General features: G+C 60.0%; 14 protein-coding genes and 1 pseudogene. 4 read left to right on the top strand and 11 right to left on the bottom strand.

Annotated features, from left to right (window positions below; all coding sequences use genetic code 11):
- Window positions 1–143: 143 nt before the first annotated feature.
- Both hrpA and aceK read right to left on the bottom strand, forming a co-directional pair.
- Window positions 144–4,055, bottom strand: a complete 3,912-nt coding sequence (hrpA, locus tag ACA068_RS08240) for an ATP-dependent RNA helicase HrpA (RefSeq protein WP_497309028.1) — start codon at window positions 4,053–4,055, stop codon at window positions 144–146.
- 233 nt (window positions 4,056–4,288) lie between these two features.
- Entirely contained in the window at window positions 4,289–6,007 is a 1,719-nt protein-coding gene (aceK, locus tag ACA068_RS08235; RefSeq protein ID WP_497309026.1) for a bifunctional isocitrate dehydrogenase kinase/phosphatase, read from the bottom strand.
- A gap of 180 nt (window positions 6,008–6,187) precedes the next feature.
- On the opposite strand from aceK, the gene ACA068_RS08230 reads away from it, so the two are divergent.
- The gene (locus ACA068_RS08230; RefSeq protein WP_497309024.1) at window positions 6,188–7,096 is read left to right on the top strand and encodes a DMT family transporter; all 909 of its coding nucleotides are present in this window, start codon (window positions 6,188–6,190) and stop codon (window positions 7,094–7,096) included.
- Between the two features lie 81 nt (window positions 7,097–7,177).
- Here the strand turns inward: ACA068_RS08230 and ACA068_RS08225 are convergent, their stop codons facing one another.
- The 4 genes from ACA068_RS08225 to cysK all read right to left on the bottom strand — a co-directional run bounded on the left by ACA068_RS08225 (window position 7,178) and on the right by cysK (window position 11,455).
- Window positions 7,178–7,480 carry a hypothetical protein gene (locus ACA068_RS08225; RefSeq protein WP_497309023.1) on the bottom strand — a complete coding sequence of 101 codons (303 nt, stop codon included), beginning with the start codon at window positions 7,478–7,480 and terminating at the stop codon, window positions 7,178–7,180.
- A 365-nt stretch (window positions 7,481–7,845) separates the two neighbouring features.
- Window positions 7,846–8,709 carry a DMT family transporter gene (locus tag ACA068_RS08220; protein WP_497309021.1) on the bottom strand — a complete coding sequence of 288 codons (864 nt, stop codon included), beginning with the start codon at window positions 8,707–8,709 and terminating at the stop codon, window positions 7,846–7,848.
- 611 nt (window positions 8,710–9,320) lie between these two features.
- The gene (locus tag ACA068_RS08215; RefSeq protein ID WP_497309020.1) at window positions 9,321–10,259 is read right to left on the bottom strand and encodes an aspartyl/asparaginyl beta-hydroxylase domain-containing protein; all 939 of its coding nucleotides are present in this window, start codon (window positions 10,257–10,259) and stop codon (window positions 9,321–9,323) included.
- A gap of 221 nt (window positions 10,260–10,480) precedes the next feature.
- Window positions 10,481–11,455, bottom strand: coding sequence for a cysteine synthase A (cysK, locus tag ACA068_RS08210; RefSeq protein WP_497309018.1), 975 nt, complete (start codon window positions 11,453–11,455; stop codon window positions 10,481–10,483).
- Between the two features lie 127 nt (window positions 11,456–11,582).
- Here cysK and ACA068_RS08205 point away from each other — a divergent pair, with 127 nt between their 5' ends.
- Entirely contained in the window at window positions 11,583–12,659 is a 1,077-nt protein-coding gene (locus ACA068_RS08205; protein WP_497309016.1) for a DUF748 domain-containing protein, read from the top strand.
- Here ACA068_RS08205 and ACA068_RS08200 read toward each other — a convergent pair.
- On the bottom strand, window positions 12,656–13,159 hold the full coding sequence (locus ACA068_RS08200) for a DUF2442 domain-containing protein (protein WP_497309014.1): 504 nt from the start codon (window positions 13,157–13,159) through the stop codon (window positions 12,656–12,658). The genes ACA068_RS08205 and ACA068_RS08200 overlap by 4 nt on opposite strands.
- Window positions 13,147–13,376, bottom strand: a pseudogene (locus tag ACA068_RS08195) (DUF4160 domain-containing protein). The gene ACA068_RS08200 and the pseudogene ACA068_RS08195 overlap by 13 nt, the downstream one beginning before the upstream one ends.
- 202 nt (window positions 13,377–13,578) lie before the next feature.
- On the opposite strand from ACA068_RS08195, the gene ACA068_RS08190 reads away from it, so the two are divergent.
- Both ACA068_RS08190 and ACA068_RS08185 read left to right on the top strand, forming a co-directional pair.
- Window positions 13,579–14,424: an AAA family ATPase gene (locus ACA068_RS08190; protein WP_010462104.1), complete on the top strand. Its 846-nt coding sequence runs from the start codon at window positions 13,579–13,581 to the stop codon at window positions 14,422–14,424.
- A 13-nt stretch (window positions 14,425–14,437) separates the two neighbouring features.
- Entirely contained in the window at window positions 14,438–15,616 is a 1,179-nt protein-coding gene (locus ACA068_RS08185) for a vWA domain-containing protein (protein ID WP_077749161.1), read from the top strand.
- 112 nt (window positions 15,617–15,728) lie between these two features.
- On the opposite strand, the gene ACA068_RS08180 is transcribed toward ACA068_RS08185, so the two are convergent.
- Genes ACA068_RS08180 through ACA068_RS08170 form a run of 3 tightly spaced genes read right to left on the bottom strand, consistent with a single transcriptional unit; the run spans window position 15,729 to window position 18,105 of the window.
- On the bottom strand, window positions 15,729–16,655 hold the full coding sequence (locus ACA068_RS08180; RefSeq protein WP_497309012.1) for a 5-oxoprolinase subunit C family protein: 927 nt from the start codon (window positions 16,653–16,655) through the stop codon (window positions 15,729–15,731).
- Window positions 16,652–17,356, bottom strand: a complete 705-nt coding sequence (pxpB, locus tag ACA068_RS08175) for a 5-oxoprolinase subunit PxpB (protein ID WP_497309011.1) — start codon at window positions 17,354–17,356, stop codon at window positions 16,652–16,654. Before pxpB ends, ACA068_RS08180 begins: the two co-directional genes overlap by 4 nt.
- The gene (locus tag ACA068_RS08170; protein ID WP_497309009.1) at window positions 17,353–18,105 is read right to left on the bottom strand and encodes a 5-oxoprolinase subunit PxpA; all 753 of its coding nucleotides are present in this window, start codon (window positions 18,103–18,105) and stop codon (window positions 17,353–17,355) included. The genes pxpB and ACA068_RS08170 overlap by 4 nt, the downstream gene beginning before the upstream one ends.
- Window positions 18,106–18,144: the final 39 nt, after the last annotated feature.

The raw sequence follows: 18,144 nt of genomic DNA, 5'->3' as shown, positions 1-18,144 counted from the left end.
AAACGCTGGGATTTGGCCCTATTTGCAAGAGCAAACGCCCGCCGAAGGAACGACACAATACCTGTAGGAGCCAGGCTTGCCGGCGAAGGCGCCCTCAAGAACGCCTTCGCCGGCAAGCCTGGCTCCTACAAAAGCAGTCCCCGCTAGGGTTCAACCTGGGTCCATTGCTTGTTCAGGCGCTTGTCGGAGATCGGCACTTTGGTCCCCAACTGCTGGGCGAACAGCGAAACCCGGTATTCCTCCAGCCACCAGCGATAGAGCTCCAACTGCGGATCACGCTTGCCTTCCTGGGCGTGCTTGTTGGCGCGGGTCTGGTATTGGGTCCAGAGACCGGACAGTTCGCCACTCCAGACCCGATCCCTCTGCACCTGAGCGCCGATCTTCTCGAAGCGCTGTTCGACGGCCTTCAGGTAACGCGGCAATTCCTTGAGCCATGCCATCGGCGTTTCCCGGACAAACCCCGGATACACCAGATGACTCAGCTGCTGCTTGATGTCGTTCAGGGCCACGGCTTGCGCCAGATCAATCTTGCCCTTGAAGCGTTTTTGCAGGCTGTGCCAGAGCTTGAGGATCTCCAGCGTCAATTTGGCCAGGCGCTCGGCGTGCTCGGTCCAGCCACCGCGCTTGCGCTCGGCCAACGAGGCCAACCCGGCGCCATCCCGTGGCAACGGGTCTTCACCCTCGAGAATGCAGCTGTCGAGGCTGGCCAGCAGGATGTCCTCCACCAGCGCATCAATGCGCCCCAGCTCACGGTACATCAGCCCCAACTCGGTCAACCCTGGCAGCTTGCCCCGCAGGAACTTCGCCGGCTCGGCCAATTGCTGCATCAGCAATCGTTGCAAAGCGCGGCGATGCTGGAACTCGGCTTCGGCCGGGGTCGAAAAACGCCCCTCCTTGACTGTGCCGCCCTCTTCCACCAGCGCCGGATACACCGTCATCGACAACCCGGCGATCTTCTGCTGGGTTTTCTCGGCGACCGCGGCAAACACTTTCGGCTCCACCGGCTGCTGGTTTTTCGCGGTTTGCGGCACGGCCAGCGCGGCTTGGCTGGCTTCGGCAAAGCGTGCGGTCAACTCCGCCAGATCACGCCCTTCACCCAGGAACTTGCCCTGGCCGTCGACGATTTCCAGGTTCATCCGCAAATGACTGTCGACTTGCTGCGAAGCTTCCGCCCACGCCTCATCGCTGACCCGCGCGCCCGTCATGCGCAGCAGCTCGCGGCCCAACGCCTGCGGCAACGAGCCCTCGGCGAAGGTCATGCGCTGCAACGCGGCTTTGACGAAGTCCGGCACCGGCACGAAGTTCTTGCGCAGGGCCTTGGGCAGGTTGCGCACCAGCGCGATGCACTTGGCCTCGATCACCCCCGGCACCAGCCATTCCAGGCGTTCCGGCGGCAGCATCGGCAACAACGGCGCCGGCACGCGCAGGGTCACGCCGTCACGCGGGTGGTTCGGTTCGAAGTGGTAACTCAGGGCCAGTTCCAGATCGCCGATGTGCAAGGTGTCCGGGTAATGCAGTGCGGTGACTTCGCTGGCCTCACGGGCCAGCACGTCTTCTTCGCGCATGATCAGCAGTTGTGGGTCTTTCTGGCTGTTGATCCGGTACCAGCTGTCGAAGGTTGCGGTCTGGTGGATCTCCGCCGGCAATCGCGCATCGTAGAAGGCGAACAGGGTCTCCTCGTCAGCGAGAATGTCGCGACGCCGGGCCTTGGCTTCCAGTTCGTCGAGTTGTTCCAGGAGTTGCGCATTGGCCGTCAGGCACTTGGCTTTGGATTGAATCTCGCCGCGCACCAAGCCTTCGCGAATAAAGAACTCACGAGAAACGACGGGATCGATCGGCCCGTAATGCACCGGCCGGCGACCGACCACGATCAGCCCGAACAGCGTGATCTGCTCGAAGGCCACGACCTGGCCGCGCTTCTTCTCCCAGTGCGGTTCGAAGTGGTTTTTCTTGATCAGGTGACCGGCCAGCGGCTCGATCCAGTCCGAGTCGATCTTGGCGACCATGCGCGCATAGAGCTTGGTGGTTTCCACCAGTTCGGCGGTCATCAGCCATTGCGGGCGCTTCTTGCCCAACCCGGAGGACGGGTGAATCCAAAAACGCCGCTGACGGGCGCCAAGGTAATCGCCTTCATCGGCTTTCTGGCCGATCTGGCTGAGCAGTCCGGAGAGCACGGCTTTGTGCAGCTTCGGGTAATCCGCCGGCTCTTTGTTCAGGCTCAACTGCATGTCGCGGCAGATCAGGCTCAACTGACGGTGCGAGTCGCGCCATTCGCGCAGACGCAGGTAATTCAGGAAATTCTTGCGACACCAATTGCGCAGCGGGCTCGCCGTCAGCGCCTGGCGCTGCTCTTCGAAACCGCGCCACAGATTGACCAACCCGGCAAAGTCCGAGTCCACGTCTTTCCACTGCGCGTGGGCCTGATCCGCCGCTTGCTGCCGCTCCGGCGGACGCTCGCGCGGGTCTTGAATCGACATGGCACTGGCGACGATCAGCACTTCCTGCAAACTGCCGAGTTTCGCCGCTTCCAGCAGCATGCGGCCCATGCGCGGGTCCACCGGCAGGCGCGCCAACTGGCGACCGAGCGGGGTCAACTGGCTGTTGCGGTCCACTGCCGAGAGTTCTTGCAGCAGGTTGAATCCGTCGCTGATGGCCTTGCCATCCGGCGGCTCGATAAATGGGAAGTCGGTGATTTCGCCGAGACGCAGGTGCAGCATCTGCAAAATCACCGCCGCGAGGTTGGTGCGCAGAATTTCCGGATCGGTAAATTCAGGGCGACCGATGAAGTCGTCTTCGCCATAGAGGCGAATGCAAATACCCGGCTCGACCCGACCGCATCGACCTTTACGCTGGTTGGCGCTGGCTTGGGAAATGGCTTCGATGGGCAGGCGCTGAACCTTGGCGCGGTAGCTATAACGGCTGATGCGCGCGGTGCCGCTGTCGATCACGTAACGAATGCCCGGCACGGTCAGCGAGGTTTCCGCGACGTTGGTCGCCAACACCACGCGACGGCCAGGGTGCGACTGGAAAATCCGCTGCTGTTCGGCCGGCGACAACCGCGCGTACAGCGGCAGAATCTCGGTGTGCTTGAGCTGGGCCTTGCGCAGCATGTCGGCGGCGTCGCGAATTTCGCGCTCGCCGGGCAGGAACACCAGCACATCGCCGGGGCTCTTGCGTTCGCTGCGTTCGAACGCGGCAATTTCGTCGAGGGTGGCGAGGATCGCCTGATCCACGGTCAAGTCGTCCTCGACGCGGTTGCCCTCTTCGTCCTGCTCCAGGGTCAGCGGGCGATACCAGGTTTCCACCGGGAAGGTGCGGCCGGAGACTTCGACAATCGGCGCGTCGTCGAAATGCTTGGAGAAGCGCTCCAGGTCGATGGTCGCCGAGGTGATGATGACTTTCAGGTCCGGACGACGGGGCAGCAGGGTTTTCAGGTAACCGAGCAGGAAGTCGATGTTGAGGCTGCGTTCGTGGGCTTCGTCGACGATGATCGTGTCGTAGCGTTCGAGGTAGCGGTCGTTCTGGGTTTCCGCCAGCAGGATGCCGTCGGTCATCAGTTTGATCAGGGTGTTGGAATCGCTCTGATCCTCGAACCGCACCTGATAGCCGACCAGCGCGCCCAACGGCGTCGCCAGTTCTTCGGCAACTCGGCTGGCCACGCTGCGCGCAGCGATTCGACGCGGCTGAGTATGGCCGATCAAGCCATGCTGGCCACGGCCGATTTCCAGGCAGATCTTCGGCAACTGGGTGGTTTTACCCGAGCCGGTCTCGCCGGCGATGATCAGCACCTGATGCTTGAGCAGCGCTTCCTTGATTTCGTCGCGCTTGGCGGCGATCGGCAAACTGTCGTCGTAACGAATCACCGGCAGGCTGGCCCGCCGTGCCAGTACCTGGTCACAAGACGCCTGCAGGCGCGTCGCCCACTGGGCCAGCTTGGCCTCGTCAGGTTTCTTGCGCAGCTCAAGCAACTGCCGCCGCAGCCGGTGGCGGTCGGCGAGCATGGCGTGATCGAGGTTTTTCAGCAGTTTGTCGATGGAAGGCGATTCGTCAGTCATCAGGTACGCAATAAGTCGTCAAGTGGCGCAGGGGGGCGATTGTCGCAGATTTGCGTGCACGGCGACGAATGCAACCTGCTTTTGTGGCGAGGGAGCTTGCTCCCGCTCGGCTGCGTAGCAGTCGTAATCCGGTCATCGCGGTGTATCTGAAACACGACGGTGGATGGTTTTGGGGCCGCTTCGCGACCCAGCGGGAGCAAGCTCCCTCGCCACAGGGGGTTCACTCAGGGGAGTTATTCGTTATCGAGGCCCTTGCGCCGATACGGGAACACGTCGATGACCTTGCCGGCGCGGATGGCTTCCTGCAGGCTTTTCCAGTAATCGGCGTTGTATAGCTCGCCATGCAACTGATCGAACAACTTGCGCTGCCCGGAATCGGCAAACAAAAACGGCGGAAACTCCTCGGGAAACACATCCAGCGGCCCGATCGAATACCACGGTTCGGACGCCATCTCGTCTTCCGGTGTACGCGGTTGCGGGATGTGGCGGAAGTTGGCTTCGGTCAGAAAGCAGATCTCGTCGTAGTCATAAAACACCACGCGACCGTGCCGGGTGACGCCGAAGTTCTTCAACAGCATGTCGCCGGGAAAGATGTTCGCCGCCGCCAGTTGCTTGATCGCCAGCCCATAATCCTCCAGCGCCTCATGGACCTGCGCCTCGTTGGCGTTTTCCAGGTACAGGTTCAGCGGCGTCATCCGCCGCTCGGTCCAACAGTGGCGGATCAGCACGGTGTCGTCTTCCACCGACACTGTGGACGCGGCCACCTCCAGCAGCTCTTCCAGGCACGCAGGGTCGAACTTGCTCAACGGGAAGCGAAAGTCGGCGAATTCCTGGGTATCGGCCATGCGCCCGACGCGGTCGACGCTTTTCACCAAACGGTATTTTTCGATCACCGTGGCACGGTCGACGTTTTTCGACGGCGAGAAACGGTCCTTGATGATTTTGAACACGGTGTTGAAACCCGGCAGGGTAAACACGCTCATCACCATGCCGCGCACGCCGGGGGCCATGATGAATTGGTCGTCGGTGTTGGCCAGGTGATTGATCAGCGCCCGATAGAACTCGGACTTGCCGTGCTTGTAGAAGCCGATCGAGGTGTACAACTCGGCGATGTGCTTGCCCGGCAGGATGCGCTTGAGGAAACCGATGAACTCCGCCGGCACCGGCACATCCACCATGAAATACGAGCGGGTGAACGAGAAGATGATCGACACGTCCGCTTCGTCGGTAATCAACGCATCGATCTGGATCCCGCGACCTTCACGGTGCAGCAGCGGAATCACCAGCGGCCATTGTTCGTCCCGGGTGTAGATGCGCCCCACCAGGTACGCGCCCTTGTTGCGGTAGAGCACCGAGGAAAACAACTCGACGCTCAGTTCCGGGTCCTTGCACACCCAATCCGGCAGGTTCTCGCGCAGTTGGGCTTCGAGGCGACGCAGGTCGCCGGCCAGGTCGGCGTAATCCTCGCTGAAGCTGTAATCGGCAAAAATGCTCGTGAGCATGCCGGACAACTGCCCCTGGGGCTTATAGGTTCGGGTTTGCGCGGCGCGGGCCCGGCGTAGGCTGGGCCGGGTGGTGTGGATGAACATGCAGCCATCGCTGATCAGGTCATGGCTGAACAGCCCGCAGAAAATCGAGTTGTACCAGGTCTCAGACAGCTCATCGTCGAAACGCAGGTCGATCAGGGTGATGTAAGCGCTTTTGACCAGCGGCCAGCAGCTGACGTCCAGCGTGTCGCTGTCAAACGCGATGCGCAGCCGTTCTACCGTTTCGCTGACTTTTTCTTCGTACAGATTGATCCGCGCAGCCGAGGCGACCTGCGCCTCCTGCCACTTGGCCTGCTCGAAGCGGGCCCGGGCGCCGTCGGTGATCTGGCGGAAATGCTCGCGGTAATCGTCAAAGCCATCGAGGATCATTCGGGCGATGTCGGCGGCTGGCCATTGCTGCGGCATGGTGAGACCTCTGCGGGAATTCGTGAGCCCTGAGCTTAGCCAGTGAATAGGGTGCAGGAGAAGCGTAATTTTTTCCGCCGCCTCGCCACCGGGGTCTTCCAGAATTAAATGCTCGTTTTTCGGTTGCCTTGGATAAGGCGCTCGGCAACACTCTCGTCCCCATCAAGGAAGGAGTGCCCCGTGAGCCCTGTCGATATTTTTCGTTTACTGTCGCTGGCAGCGATCTGGGGCGCGAGCTTTCTGTTCATGCGCATCATCGCCCCCGTGATTGGCACAATCCCCACGGCCTTTTTCCGCGTGTCGATTGCCGCCGTCGGCTTGCTGGTGATCCTCGGCCTGATGCGCATCAGCTGGGACTTCAAAGGCAAGCTCAAGACGGTGATGCTGCTCGGGGTGATCAACTCCGGGATTCCGGCGACCCTCTATTCCGTGGCGGCCCAGGTGCTGCCGGCCGGTTACTCGGCGATTTTCAACGCCACCACGCCGCTGATGGGGGTGTTGATCGGCGGCCTGTTCTTCCATGAAAAACTCACCGCCGCCAAGCTTGGCGGGGTGTTCCTCGGGCTGTTTGGCGTGGGCGTCCTGACCCGTGCCGGTCCGGTGGCGTTCGACATGGAGTTGCTGATGGGCGCCGCCGCCTGCCTGCTCGCCACCACCTGTTATGGCTTTGCCGGGTTCCTGGCCCGCCGCTGGCTTGACCACGCGGGCGGTCTCGACAGTCGTCTTTCGGCGCTGGGCAGCATGCTCGGGGCGACGCTGTTCCTGTTGCCGTTGTTCGGCTACAGCGTGATCAGCCAGCCGCCGGCAAGCTGGGGCGGCTGGAATGTCTGGTTGTCGTTGCTTGGATTGGGGCTGATGTGTACCGCGCTGGCGTACATTATTTACTTCCGCTTGCTCAGCTCGATCGGGCCAGTGAGGTCGATGACCACGACCTTCCTGATCCCGCCGTTCGGGGTGTTGTGGGGAGCGCTGTTACTGGATGAGCCGTTGTCGATGGCGCATATCTACGGCGGGGTGTTGATTGCGGCGGCGTTGTGGTTGGTGTTGAAGTCGGTGGCGGTGAAGACGCCGAAACTTGGGGAGCAGTAAGCTCAAAGCCCCATGGACCTTGAGCCTGGCGGATACCCTGCGGGAGCGAGCTTGCTCGCGAAGGCGTCAGCCGCGACGCCGCTAAACCGCAGCCTTGAACCCCTCCTCCCGCTGCAACGCCCGCGCCTGGATCACATCCAGCATGGCGCAGCCTTCGCGCGTCAGCAGATGCACCGCCCGGGTGATGCGGGTCAGGTCGCAGTCGGAAATACCTGTGAGGTTGAGGCTGGACAGGGTGTCGGTCAGATCGCGGACCACGGTGAACCGGTGCATGGCGCAGGCGGCCATCTCGCTGAGCTCTCTGTGGGTGTTGATATACAGCACCGGGTTGTCGGCGTCGTAGGTGTCGATGGGGAGGTAACGGGGCATGACTTGGTCGAACATGGGTACAACTCCAAATAGAGCTACCACCGCTCGCGGCCAAGCGAAAAAGGTGGCAGCTGTGTACGGGTTGGCCGACCGGCACCCATCAATCCGGCACACCCGAAGGTGTCCCGCGCACAGCTGCCATAACACGATGTCCAGGCAAGAAAAGCCCTGAACAATGACGCTGATGCGTTTTTGGATGACCGACCGGCCAAGGTCGTTCGCGGTGTTTTCCGCGAGCCCGAACTATAGCGGTCGGTACCGAAACGCGGCAACAGGGTACGTCGTAGGAAACGTCTTGGAAAGTTGAGCGTTACTGCATCATCGCCCTCATCCGTTGTAGGACCACTAATTCCCTCCCCCACAAAACCCCCTCGCCACAATCAGCGAGACTTACGGAATACGAACACCAATCCGACAATAATCAGCAGCATGCCGAGCATGCTCAATGCCGCCAGCCGATTACCAAAAATCAGGTAGTCCATCACCGCCGTTACCGCCGGCACCAGGTAAAACAGACTGGTGACATTCACCAGGTTGCCCTGGGCGATCAAGCGATACAGCAGCAACGTCGCCAGCACCGACACCACTAACCCCATCCACAACACCGGCACGATGAAACCGCTGCTGTGTTCGAAATGAAACGGCTGGAACGGCACGAAGATCCCGCAGAGCAGCAATCCCGCGAGGTACTGCACCGGCAGCGTGCCGAGGGGATTGTCGGTGATGCGCTTCTGCATGATCGAACCGAAGGTCATGCTCGCCAACGCCAGCAAACCGAAGAGCATCCCGGCCAATGACATGCCGGCCAGACCGATGCCCTGATAAACCACCATGATCAATCCGGCGAGGCCCAGTGCCAGACCAAACATGCGGCTGGCAGAGCGCTGCCGCTCCATGATCACCACCGTGAGAATCGGCTGCACCCCCATGATCGTGGCCATCACCCCTGGGGTGACTTTCAGGTCCAGGGCCAGCAGATAAAAAATCTGATAAGCCCCCAGCAGCACCACACCCGTGGCCATCGCATACAGCATCGGCTTGCCGCCCTTGGGCAACTTCAGCTTGAGCAACGGCACCAGCAGCATCAATCCGCACAAGGCGATGGCAAAGCGAATCAGCAAAAAGGCAAAGGGCGAAGCGTGGGCCAGGCCCCATTTGGAGAAGATCGCACCGCTGCTCCACAGCAGAACGAACAGGCTCGTGGACGCCGCCGCGAGCGCGGTTTTTTTCGAAAGGACAAACATGAATACCACCTGTCATCAGGCAAAAAGCCAACTCAGCCGAAGCTGAAGTTCAGTAGTTTTTTCAGACGGGCAAAGGGGAACAGCAGGAACAGCTGATCAGCCCGAAATGCCAACGCCTGGCGGTGATACGACGGCGCACACCGGCGAGCTACTGACAGGTGGGGGGTAATGACTGATCTGCGCAGGCTGCTGATCCCCGCACGGCACGACGCCAGCGTTGACCGCTGAATCGACTACCGCATTGATGAGGGAAGCTGGCATGGGCTGATCTTTTTTGATGGCCGTGCTCGGGAAAGCAGACGAGCGCCGACTATAACCAGCGCGCGGCATAGATTGCAATGACTTGAACAAAGGGCCAGTAACGACAGCGTGATCGCTCGATCTGCCTTGAAGGGAATACAGACAATAGCGGGGACATGGAATGCAAGCGATCACAGGCCAAGGGGACGGACTCAACTTCGGCATCAGCTGTACAGGTCGAAAGCTCGAAAGCAGGTCGCTGTAGGCAAATCCTGTAGCTGAAGAGCCTGACGGTGTTCTCGCGGGCGCGTCGTTTGAATTCCCTCATAAAAAAACCGCTCACAAGGAGCGGTTTTTTTCCATGACTGGAATCACCCAAACAACCAATACCCCAACAACGTCAACACCAGCACCGCCAACACCGGCCGCAGTACACGGTATGCCTTGGGATTACGACGCTTCCAGCGTTTGACCACGCCGCTGACCTTGTCACTGAAATTCTTGCTCCAGGCATACGCCTGGTTAATTCCACCGACGCGTTCATCATCAAGGTTCTGAGGTGCGGTGGCGCGACCGAGCAAGCCGCTGATCCAGCGATTGATGCGGGTCATGATGCGGTTACTTAGCGGTCGTTCGATGTCGCAGAACAGAATGACGCGGGTTTTCTCGGTTTCGTTCTTGACCCAATGCACGTAAGTCTCATCGAACATCACGTCCTCGCCATCGCGCCAGGCGTAGACCTGACCGTCGACGAAAATGCGGCAATCATCGGAGTTCGGTGTCGACAACCCCAGGTGATAACGCAGGGAACCGCCGAACGGATCCCGGTGCGGGTTTAGGTGGCTGCCACCCGGCAGCAACGCAAACATCGCGCCCTTTACGCTGGGAATACTGCTCAACAGCGCCACAGTTTTCGGGCACAAGGTTTCAGCGGATGGCAAGGGTTTGTCGTACCACTTGAGGTAGAAACGTTTCCAGCCTTTCTTGAAGAACGAACCGAATCCGGCATCGTTGTTCTTTTCGGCGGCGCAGATGTAACCCTCGTCAAACAGGTGCATGGCTTCGTCGCGGATGACTTCCCAGTTGTCCTTCAGTAAATCGAGTTCAGGGAACTTGCAGCGGTCAAGAAAGGGTTTGGACGGCACGCCGGAGAATAGGTACATCAAGGCGTTGTAAGGCGCAAACAAGGCCGAGTGATTGACGAATTGACGCAGAACCGGCAATCGCGCCTTGCCGCGCAAATGCACATAGAGGGTGCTGCCCAGGAATAGCAGCAACACTGACGCTTTCGCGGCAAAGGAAAAGGTCATCTACGGCTCCTTGAGATTAGACTCTTCGCACCACGCCATTTACCCGACGTGGCAGCCGGCCATGATAAACATTCCCGGCCACGGGAAGAACCCGCAAAACTAGACATTCAGTATTAAGGTTTGTGCAACAAAGCACTTATTAACATAAGGTTCCTGAACGGGGGCTGACGTGAATCAGCCCTCTTACCAGAAGATCAACAGATCAACAGATCAAGCAACGCCTACTGCTGATTCTCCTGATCCGTAAACAGATCACTGAACAGCATGCTCGACAGGTAGCGCTCGCCGGAATCCGGCAGGATCACCACGATGGTCTTGCCCTGCATTTCCGGTGTTTCGGCCAGACGCACCGCCACCGCCATCGCGGCGCCGCAGGAAATACCGCACAAAATCCCTTCTTCTTGCATCAGGCGCAGCGCCATGGCCTTGGACTCGTCATCGGTGACCAACTCAACCCGATCGACCATCGACAAGTCCAGATTCTTCGGGACAAAACCGGCACCGATCCCTTGGATTTTGTGCGGGCTTGGCTTGATCTCTTCACCGGCCATCGCCTGGGTAATCACCGGCGACACCACCGGCTCCACGGCTACCGAGATAATCGGTTTGCTCTGGGTATTCTTGATATACCGCGAAATGCCGGTAATGGTTCCGCCGGTTCCGACACCCGCAACCAGCACATCGACCGCGCCGTCAGTATCGTTCCAGATTTCCGGGCCGGTGGTTTTCTCATGAATGGCCGGGTTGGCGGGGTTGTCGAACTGCGCTGGCATGAAGTATTTGGCCGTATCGCTGGCCAGGATCTCGGCAGCCTTCTCGATCGCGCCCTTCATGCCTTTGGCCGGTTCGGTCAGCACCAGTTCGGCGCCCAGTGCCTTGAGCACCTTGCGTCGCTCGATACTCATCGACGCCGGCATGGTCAGCATCAACTTGTAGCCACGGGCAGCCGCGACAAAGGCCAGGCCAATACCGGTGTTGCCCGACGTCGGTTCGATAATGGTCATGCCAGGCTTGAGTTTGCCGGAGCTTTCGGCGTCCCAGATCATGCTCGCGCCGATCCGGCACTTGACCGAATAACCCGGATTGCGCCCTTCGATCTTGGCCAGGATGGTCACACCGCGCGGGGCAATGCGGTTGATCTGCACCAGCGGCGTATTGCCGATGGAATGGGCGTTGTCAGCGTAAATACGGCTCATGGCTGGGTCCTTGTACAGCGTTGAATAAGCTCCCAAAGGTATGCCTGTTGCCGGTGGTCGTCCAGTCAGGTCGAACGTCCGGTCATCACCGCAGTCAATCGCTTTACACCGCCAGAGATTTGCCGTCATGAAACGTCGATACAGTTGGCCCCTGTGGACCCTCGCCGGCCTCGTTGTGCTGCTGATTGCCCTGCATATCGCCCTGCCCTACCTGGTGCGCGACTACCTGAACGACAAGCTCGCGGACATGGGCGATTACCGAGGCCAGGTGACCGACGTGGACCTGGCCCTGTGGCGCGGCGCTTATAAAATCAATGGACTGAAAATCGTCAAGATCGACGGCAAGGTCCCGGTGCCTTTCGTCAACGCGCCGCTGATCGACCTTTCTGTCAGTTGGCACTCACTTTGGTCCGACCGCGCTGTGGTGGCCGAAGTGCAGTTCTTCAACCCAGAGGTGAACTTCGTCGACGGCGGCGCCAACAAACAAAACTCCCAGACCGGTCAAGGCACCGACTGGCGCGCACAGTTGAGCAAACTGGCGCCGTTCACCTTTAACGAAATACGCATTTACGACGGCAAGATCAGCTTTCGAAACTTCAATTCCAAGCCCCCCGTCAACATGAACGCCACCCAGGTCAACGCCAGCATTTACAACCTGACCAACGTGGTCGATACCGAAGGCAAACGCGACGCCCGTTTTGAAGGCAAGGCGCTGTTGCTGGGGCACGCACCACTGGAAACCACGGCCACCTTCGACCCTTTAAGCAACTTTGAAGACTTCGAGTTCCGCCTGCGGGCCAGGGACATTGAACTCAAACGCCTGAACGACTTTGCCTCGGCCTATGGCAAATTCGACTTCAACGCCGGTCACGGCGACGTGGTGATCGAAGCGCAGGCCAAGAAGGCCAAACTGACGGGCTACATCAAACCGCTGCTCAAAGACGTCGACGTGTTCAACTGGCAGCAAGACGTGGAAAACAAGGACAAAGGGATTTTCCGCTCCATCTGGGAAGCCATCGTCGGCGGTTCCGAAACCGTGTTGAAAAACCAGGGCAAGAACCAGTTTGCGACTCGCGTTGAACTGAGCGGCAATGTGCATCGACAAGATATAAGCGCGTTCCAGGCGTTTTTGCAGATTTTACGTAATGGTTTTGTCCAGGCGTTTAATGCGCGGTATGAGCGGCCGAAACCGGAGGCCGGTTAAGGTTTGCGCGTAACGGTGTAGCGACCGGTTTCTTCCGCCGCCCGTGCCGAATTCGATTGCTGTTGCAGGAAATCCCAGCCCAGACAGGCCAGTGCCAATGATCGAGGCACGGCTTCACGGCCACTGCTGTATCGGGTGATGCTGCGGGCGCTGACGCCCAGCGCCTCGGCCGCCTGATTGAGCGGCAACCCGGTACGGGCGCGCCAATCGATAAAGATCCGGGTGTTTTCGTCCGACGCATTTTGCGCGAGCGCATCCAGATACAGGGTGTCGGCGCCGATCTGGATATCCTGCTCGGGCCACTCGACGCTCCAGCCATCATCACCCGACATTGCACGTTCGAACGCGCCAGCCTCCAGCAACAGCTGCAAGCCTGGATAGGTGTGCAGATCGCGACTCAAATCGAGGGTCAGTTGCTGGCCGTCGATAAAGGTCAGTGCCAGGCGGTAGTCCGGCAACGCTTGCACAGCCGACAGCCGTGGTCGTTTCATGGGTAACATCGTTTCCAGTCCTCCAGCAATTGCATCTGATGGGCCCTGACCCACTCCAGTGCTTCCTTGATAATCAGCGGCGGCGCCTTGCCCACCCTCACTTCGACGGTTTCCAGGCTGAGCATCACATCGAGCCCGCCACCGGTCAGGTGGACATGGGCGGCGGATGATCTTTCTCGCGCAACTGAATGCGGTACGTATCGCGAAATCGGTATTTAGTAGACATGCCGGGCAAGCTATCGCCAAAATGGCGATAGCTCAATACTGGCCAGCCGCCGAGACTGAGTCAAGATGTGACGCCCCATTCAGGGACTGAATAAGCCGTCTGCGTTCACAGTCGACCGGCCTGCGCGTTATAGTCGAGGACTACAATTATTGCGCTCCGCCCTGCCTCTTTCAGGTCGGCGTTACCGTTCGAGGATTAGCAGATGAAGTTCGAAGGCACCCAGGCCTACGTCGCCACCGATGACCTGAAGCTGGCGGTCAACGCCGCCATTACCCTGGAGCGTCCACTGCTGGTCAAGGGCGAGCCGGGCACCGGCAAAACCATGCTCGCCGAGCAATTGGCCGAGTCCTTTGGCGCCAAATTGATTACCTGGCACATCAAGTCCACCACCAAGGCGCATCAGGGCCTGTACGAGTACGACGCGGTCAGCCGCCTGCGTGACTCGCAACTGGGCACGGAAAAAGTCCATGACGTTCGCAACTACCTGAAAAAGGGCAAGCTCTGGGAAGCGTTCGAGTCCGAAGAGCGAGTGATTCTGCTGATCGACGAAATCGACAAGGCCGACATCGAGTTCCCGAACGACCTGCTGCAAGAACTCGACAAGATGGAGTTCTACGTTTACGAGATCGACGAAACCATCAAGGCCAAGAAACGCCCGATCATCATCATTACCTCCAACAACGAGAAAGAGCTGCCGGACGCCTTCCTGCGCCGTTGCTTCTTCCACTACATCGCGTTCCCGGATCGCGTGACGCTGCAAAAGATCGTCGACGTGCACTATCCGAACATCAAGAAAGACCTGGTCAGCGAAGCGCTGGACGTGTTCTTCGACGTGCGCAAGGTCCCGGGCCTGAAGAAGAAGCCATCGACGTCGGAACTGGTGGATTGGCTGAAGCTGCTGATGGCCGACAACATCGGCGAAGCGGTATTACGCGAACGCGATCCGACCAAAGCGATTCCGCCGCTGGCAGGCGCCCTGGTGAAGAACGAGCAGGATGTTCAATTGCTTGAGCGCCTGGCGTTCATGAGCCGTCGCGGCACCCGCTAAGAGGCTGATCGCCATGCTGCTCAACCTGTTCAATGAAATGCGCGCAGCCAAGGTGCCGGTCTCGGTGCGTGAGCTGCTGGACCTGATCAATGCGCTGAAGCAGCGCGTGACCTTCGCCGACATGGACGAGTTCTATTACCTGTCCCGGGCGATTCTGGTGAAGGACGAACGGCATTTCGACAAGTTCGACCGGGCGTTCGGTGCCTATTTCAACGGTCTGGAAAAACTCGACGATCACCTTCAGGCCTTGATTCCTGAAGATTGGCTGCGCAAGGAATTCGAGCGCTCCCTGACCGAAGAAGAACGGGCCGCGATCCAGTCCCTCGGCGGCCTGGACAAGTTGATCGAGGAGTTCAAGAAACGCCTCGAAGAACAGAAAGAACGCCACGCCGGCGGCAACAAGTGGATCGGCACCGGCGGCACCAGCCCGTTCGGCTCCGGCGGTTTCAACCCGGAAGGCATCCGCGTCGGCGATGCCGGCAAGCGCCAGGGCAAAGCGGTCAAGGTGTGGGATCAGCGCGAGTACAAGAACCTCGACGATTCGGTGGAACTGGGCACGCGCAACATCAAGGTCGCCCTGCGCCGCTTGCGCAAATTCGCTCGTCAGGGTGCGGCGGAAGAACTGGACATCGACGGCACCATAGACCACACCGCACGCGATGCCGGCCTGCTGAATATCCAGATGAGGCCGGAGCGGCGCAACACCGTCAAGCTGTTGCTGCTATTCGACATCGGCGGCTCGATGGACGCGCATGTGAAGATTTGCGAGGAGTTGTTCTCGGCCTGCAAGACCGAGTTCAAGCACCTGGAGTATTTCTACTTCCACAACTTCATTTATGAATCGGTGTGGAAGAACAACATGCGCCGCACTTCCGAGCGCACTTCAACCCAGGACTTGCTGCACAAGTACGGCGCCGACTACAAAGTGATCTTCATTGGCGATGCTGCGATGGCGCCTTACGAAATCACCCAGGCCGGCGGCAGTGTCGAGCACTGGAACGAAGAAGCCGGTTATGTGTGGATGCAGCGGTTCATGGAGAAGTACAAGAAGGTCATCTGGATCAACCCGTATCCGAAAGATACGTGGGGCTATACGTCGTCGACCAATATCGTGCGGGACTTGATTGATGACCAGATGTACCCGTTGACGTTACGGGGGTTGGAGGAAGGGATGCGGTTTCTTTCCAAATAGAGATTTTTGTTGTCTGTGAGAACGTCTTCGCGGGCAAGCCTCGCTCCTACAGGTTTCGGTGTTCGTGCGTCGTGCACCAACCCTGTAGGAGCGAGGCTTGCCCGCGAAGCTTTTAGCGGTCTGAAAATCGCCGCAAATACTCGATCTGCTCCCTATGCGCCACCTCCTGCACCACCGGCCGCAACCGCACTTTCGCCCCCGGTAGGCACTGCGCCAGTCGCGCCAGTGCCAGCGGCGTCAACGCCCCCAATCGCGGATAACCGCCGATGGTCTGCCGATCATTGAGCAACACAATGGGCTGCCCGTCCGGCGGCACCTGGACCGCGCCTAGCGGGATGCCCTCGGAAATCATCGGTTTGCCCTGGTACTGCAACGCCGTTCCCAGCAAGCGAATGCCCATGCGATCAGCACGGCTGTCGAGGGTCCAGACGCTATTGAAGGCGTCGAACAGACTTTGCCCGCTGAACTCACCAATCTGCGCGCCGAGGACCACATCCAGTGGCGAATCGACTTTGAAGTCCGGTCGGTGTTCTGCCGGTAACTCCCGCAGCAATATCAACGCGCTCCCGCGATAGCTTAACGAAGCGTCTTTTGCCAACGGCCGGCCCATGCCATCCAGGCCGCCGAGTTCTTCACGGACCACCGTCGCGCTGCTGCCCAGCACCTTTGGCGCGTCGAACCCGCCGGGCGCCGCCAGATAAGCCCGAGCGCCGAGCAGCGGTTGAGTGAACTGTAATCGCTGGCCTTTGTTCAGCCGGAAACTGCGCCAAGGTGCCAGCGCTTCACCTTCCACTTGCGCGCCCAGATCCGCCCCGGCCAGCGCCAACACGCAATCGTCCTCGGCCACCACGCTGAATCCGCCGAGGGTGATTTCAATCACCGGCGCATCCACTCCATTGCCCAGCAGCCAGTTGGCCCACGACATCGAGCGCCAATCCAGCCCGCCGCCCTGAGTCACGCCCAGATGCCGCACGCCGAAACGACCCGCGTCCTGCAACAGGCACAGCGGCGTACTCGCCTCAATCAATAGACGGCTCATGCCTGGGCCTCCAATGGCGTGTCGTCACCACCCAGGTTGATGAACTGCGCATGGCTGACCGCTTCAAAGCGCACGGTGTCACCCGGTTGCATCAGGCTGTAGCCGTCGCGCTCGCGGTCGAACAATTTGGCCGGCGTGCGGCCGATCAGGTTCCAGCCGCCGGGGGACACCACCGGGTAGGCGGCGGTTTGCCGCTCGGCGATGCCGACACTGCCGGCAGCAACCTTTTTGCGCGGCGTATTCAGGCGCGGCGCGGCGAGCACTTCCTCCACCAGCCCCATGAAGGCAAACCCCGGCGCGAAACCCAGGGCGAACACCTGATACTCGCGCTCGCTGTGGCGGCGGATCACCTCGTCCACCGACAGCCCGCTGCGCTGAGACAACACGCTCAACTCCGGACCGACGCTCAAGTCATACCAGACTGGCAGCACATGGCATTTGCCGCCGGTGCTCGCGTTGGGCGACAGGTCGATCAGCGCTTCGGCGATCAATTCCCGGGCCTGAGCCGGACTCAACGCGGTCAGGTCGTAATGGACCATCAACGTCGTGTAAGACGGCACCAGATCGATCAGATGCCCGGCGAACGCAACGCGCAGGTTTTCGCTGGCCGCCAGCATCCACGGCATGTTGGCTTCGGCAATCTCATCGAACAGACGCACCATCAGGCAATCCAGCGCCACCACCTCAACCCGCGGTTTCATGGTGCGCTCTGCTGATCAAGGGCTTCGCGAATCCGGCGCACGGCCGCCACCGAACTGGCGTTGTCACCGTGGACGCACAGGGTATTGGCCCGCAAGTGCAAGGCGCTGCCGTCGCTGGCGGTGAGGTTGTCGCCACGGGCGATGGTCAGCGCTTGCTCGATAATGCTCTCGGGATCGTGGTGCACGGCCCCAGGCAGTTGCCGCGAAACCAACATGCCGGCGCTGTCGTAAGCGCGGTCGGCGAAGGCTTCGAACCACAGGGTCACTCCGTATTCATCGCCCAATTGCTGGGCGGCGCTGTTGTCGCGCGTGGCCATCAGCATCAACGGCAAGGTCCGGTCATACGCCGCCACAGCCTGAAGCACCGCGCGCAATTGCGCCGGGTTGGCCATCATGTCGTTGTACATCGCGCCGTGGGGTTTGACGTAACTGACGCGCCCACCCTGGGCCCGGCAGATGCCGTCTAGGGCACCGATCTGGTAATGCAAAATGTCCTGAAGTTCCTGGGCGGCGTAGGCCATGGAACGGCGGCCGAAACCCACCAGATCCTGATAGGCCGGATGGGCACCGATCTGCACGCCGTTGCTCAGGGCCAGGCTGACGGTCTTGCGCATGATGCTCGGGTCGCCGGCATGGAAGCCGCAGGCGATGTTGGCGCAATCGATGAAGGGCATGACCTCTGCGTCCAGACCCATGGTCCAGTTGCCGAAACTCTCGCCGATGTCGCAGTTCAATAGCAGGCGGCTCACGGTGAACACTCCTGTAGGCAATTTCTTTTTTTCTGCGGG

Source organism: Pseudomonas sp. LBUM1660, from assembly GCF_059695935.1.
This window is presented reverse-complemented; position numbering and strand designations above follow the sequence as displayed.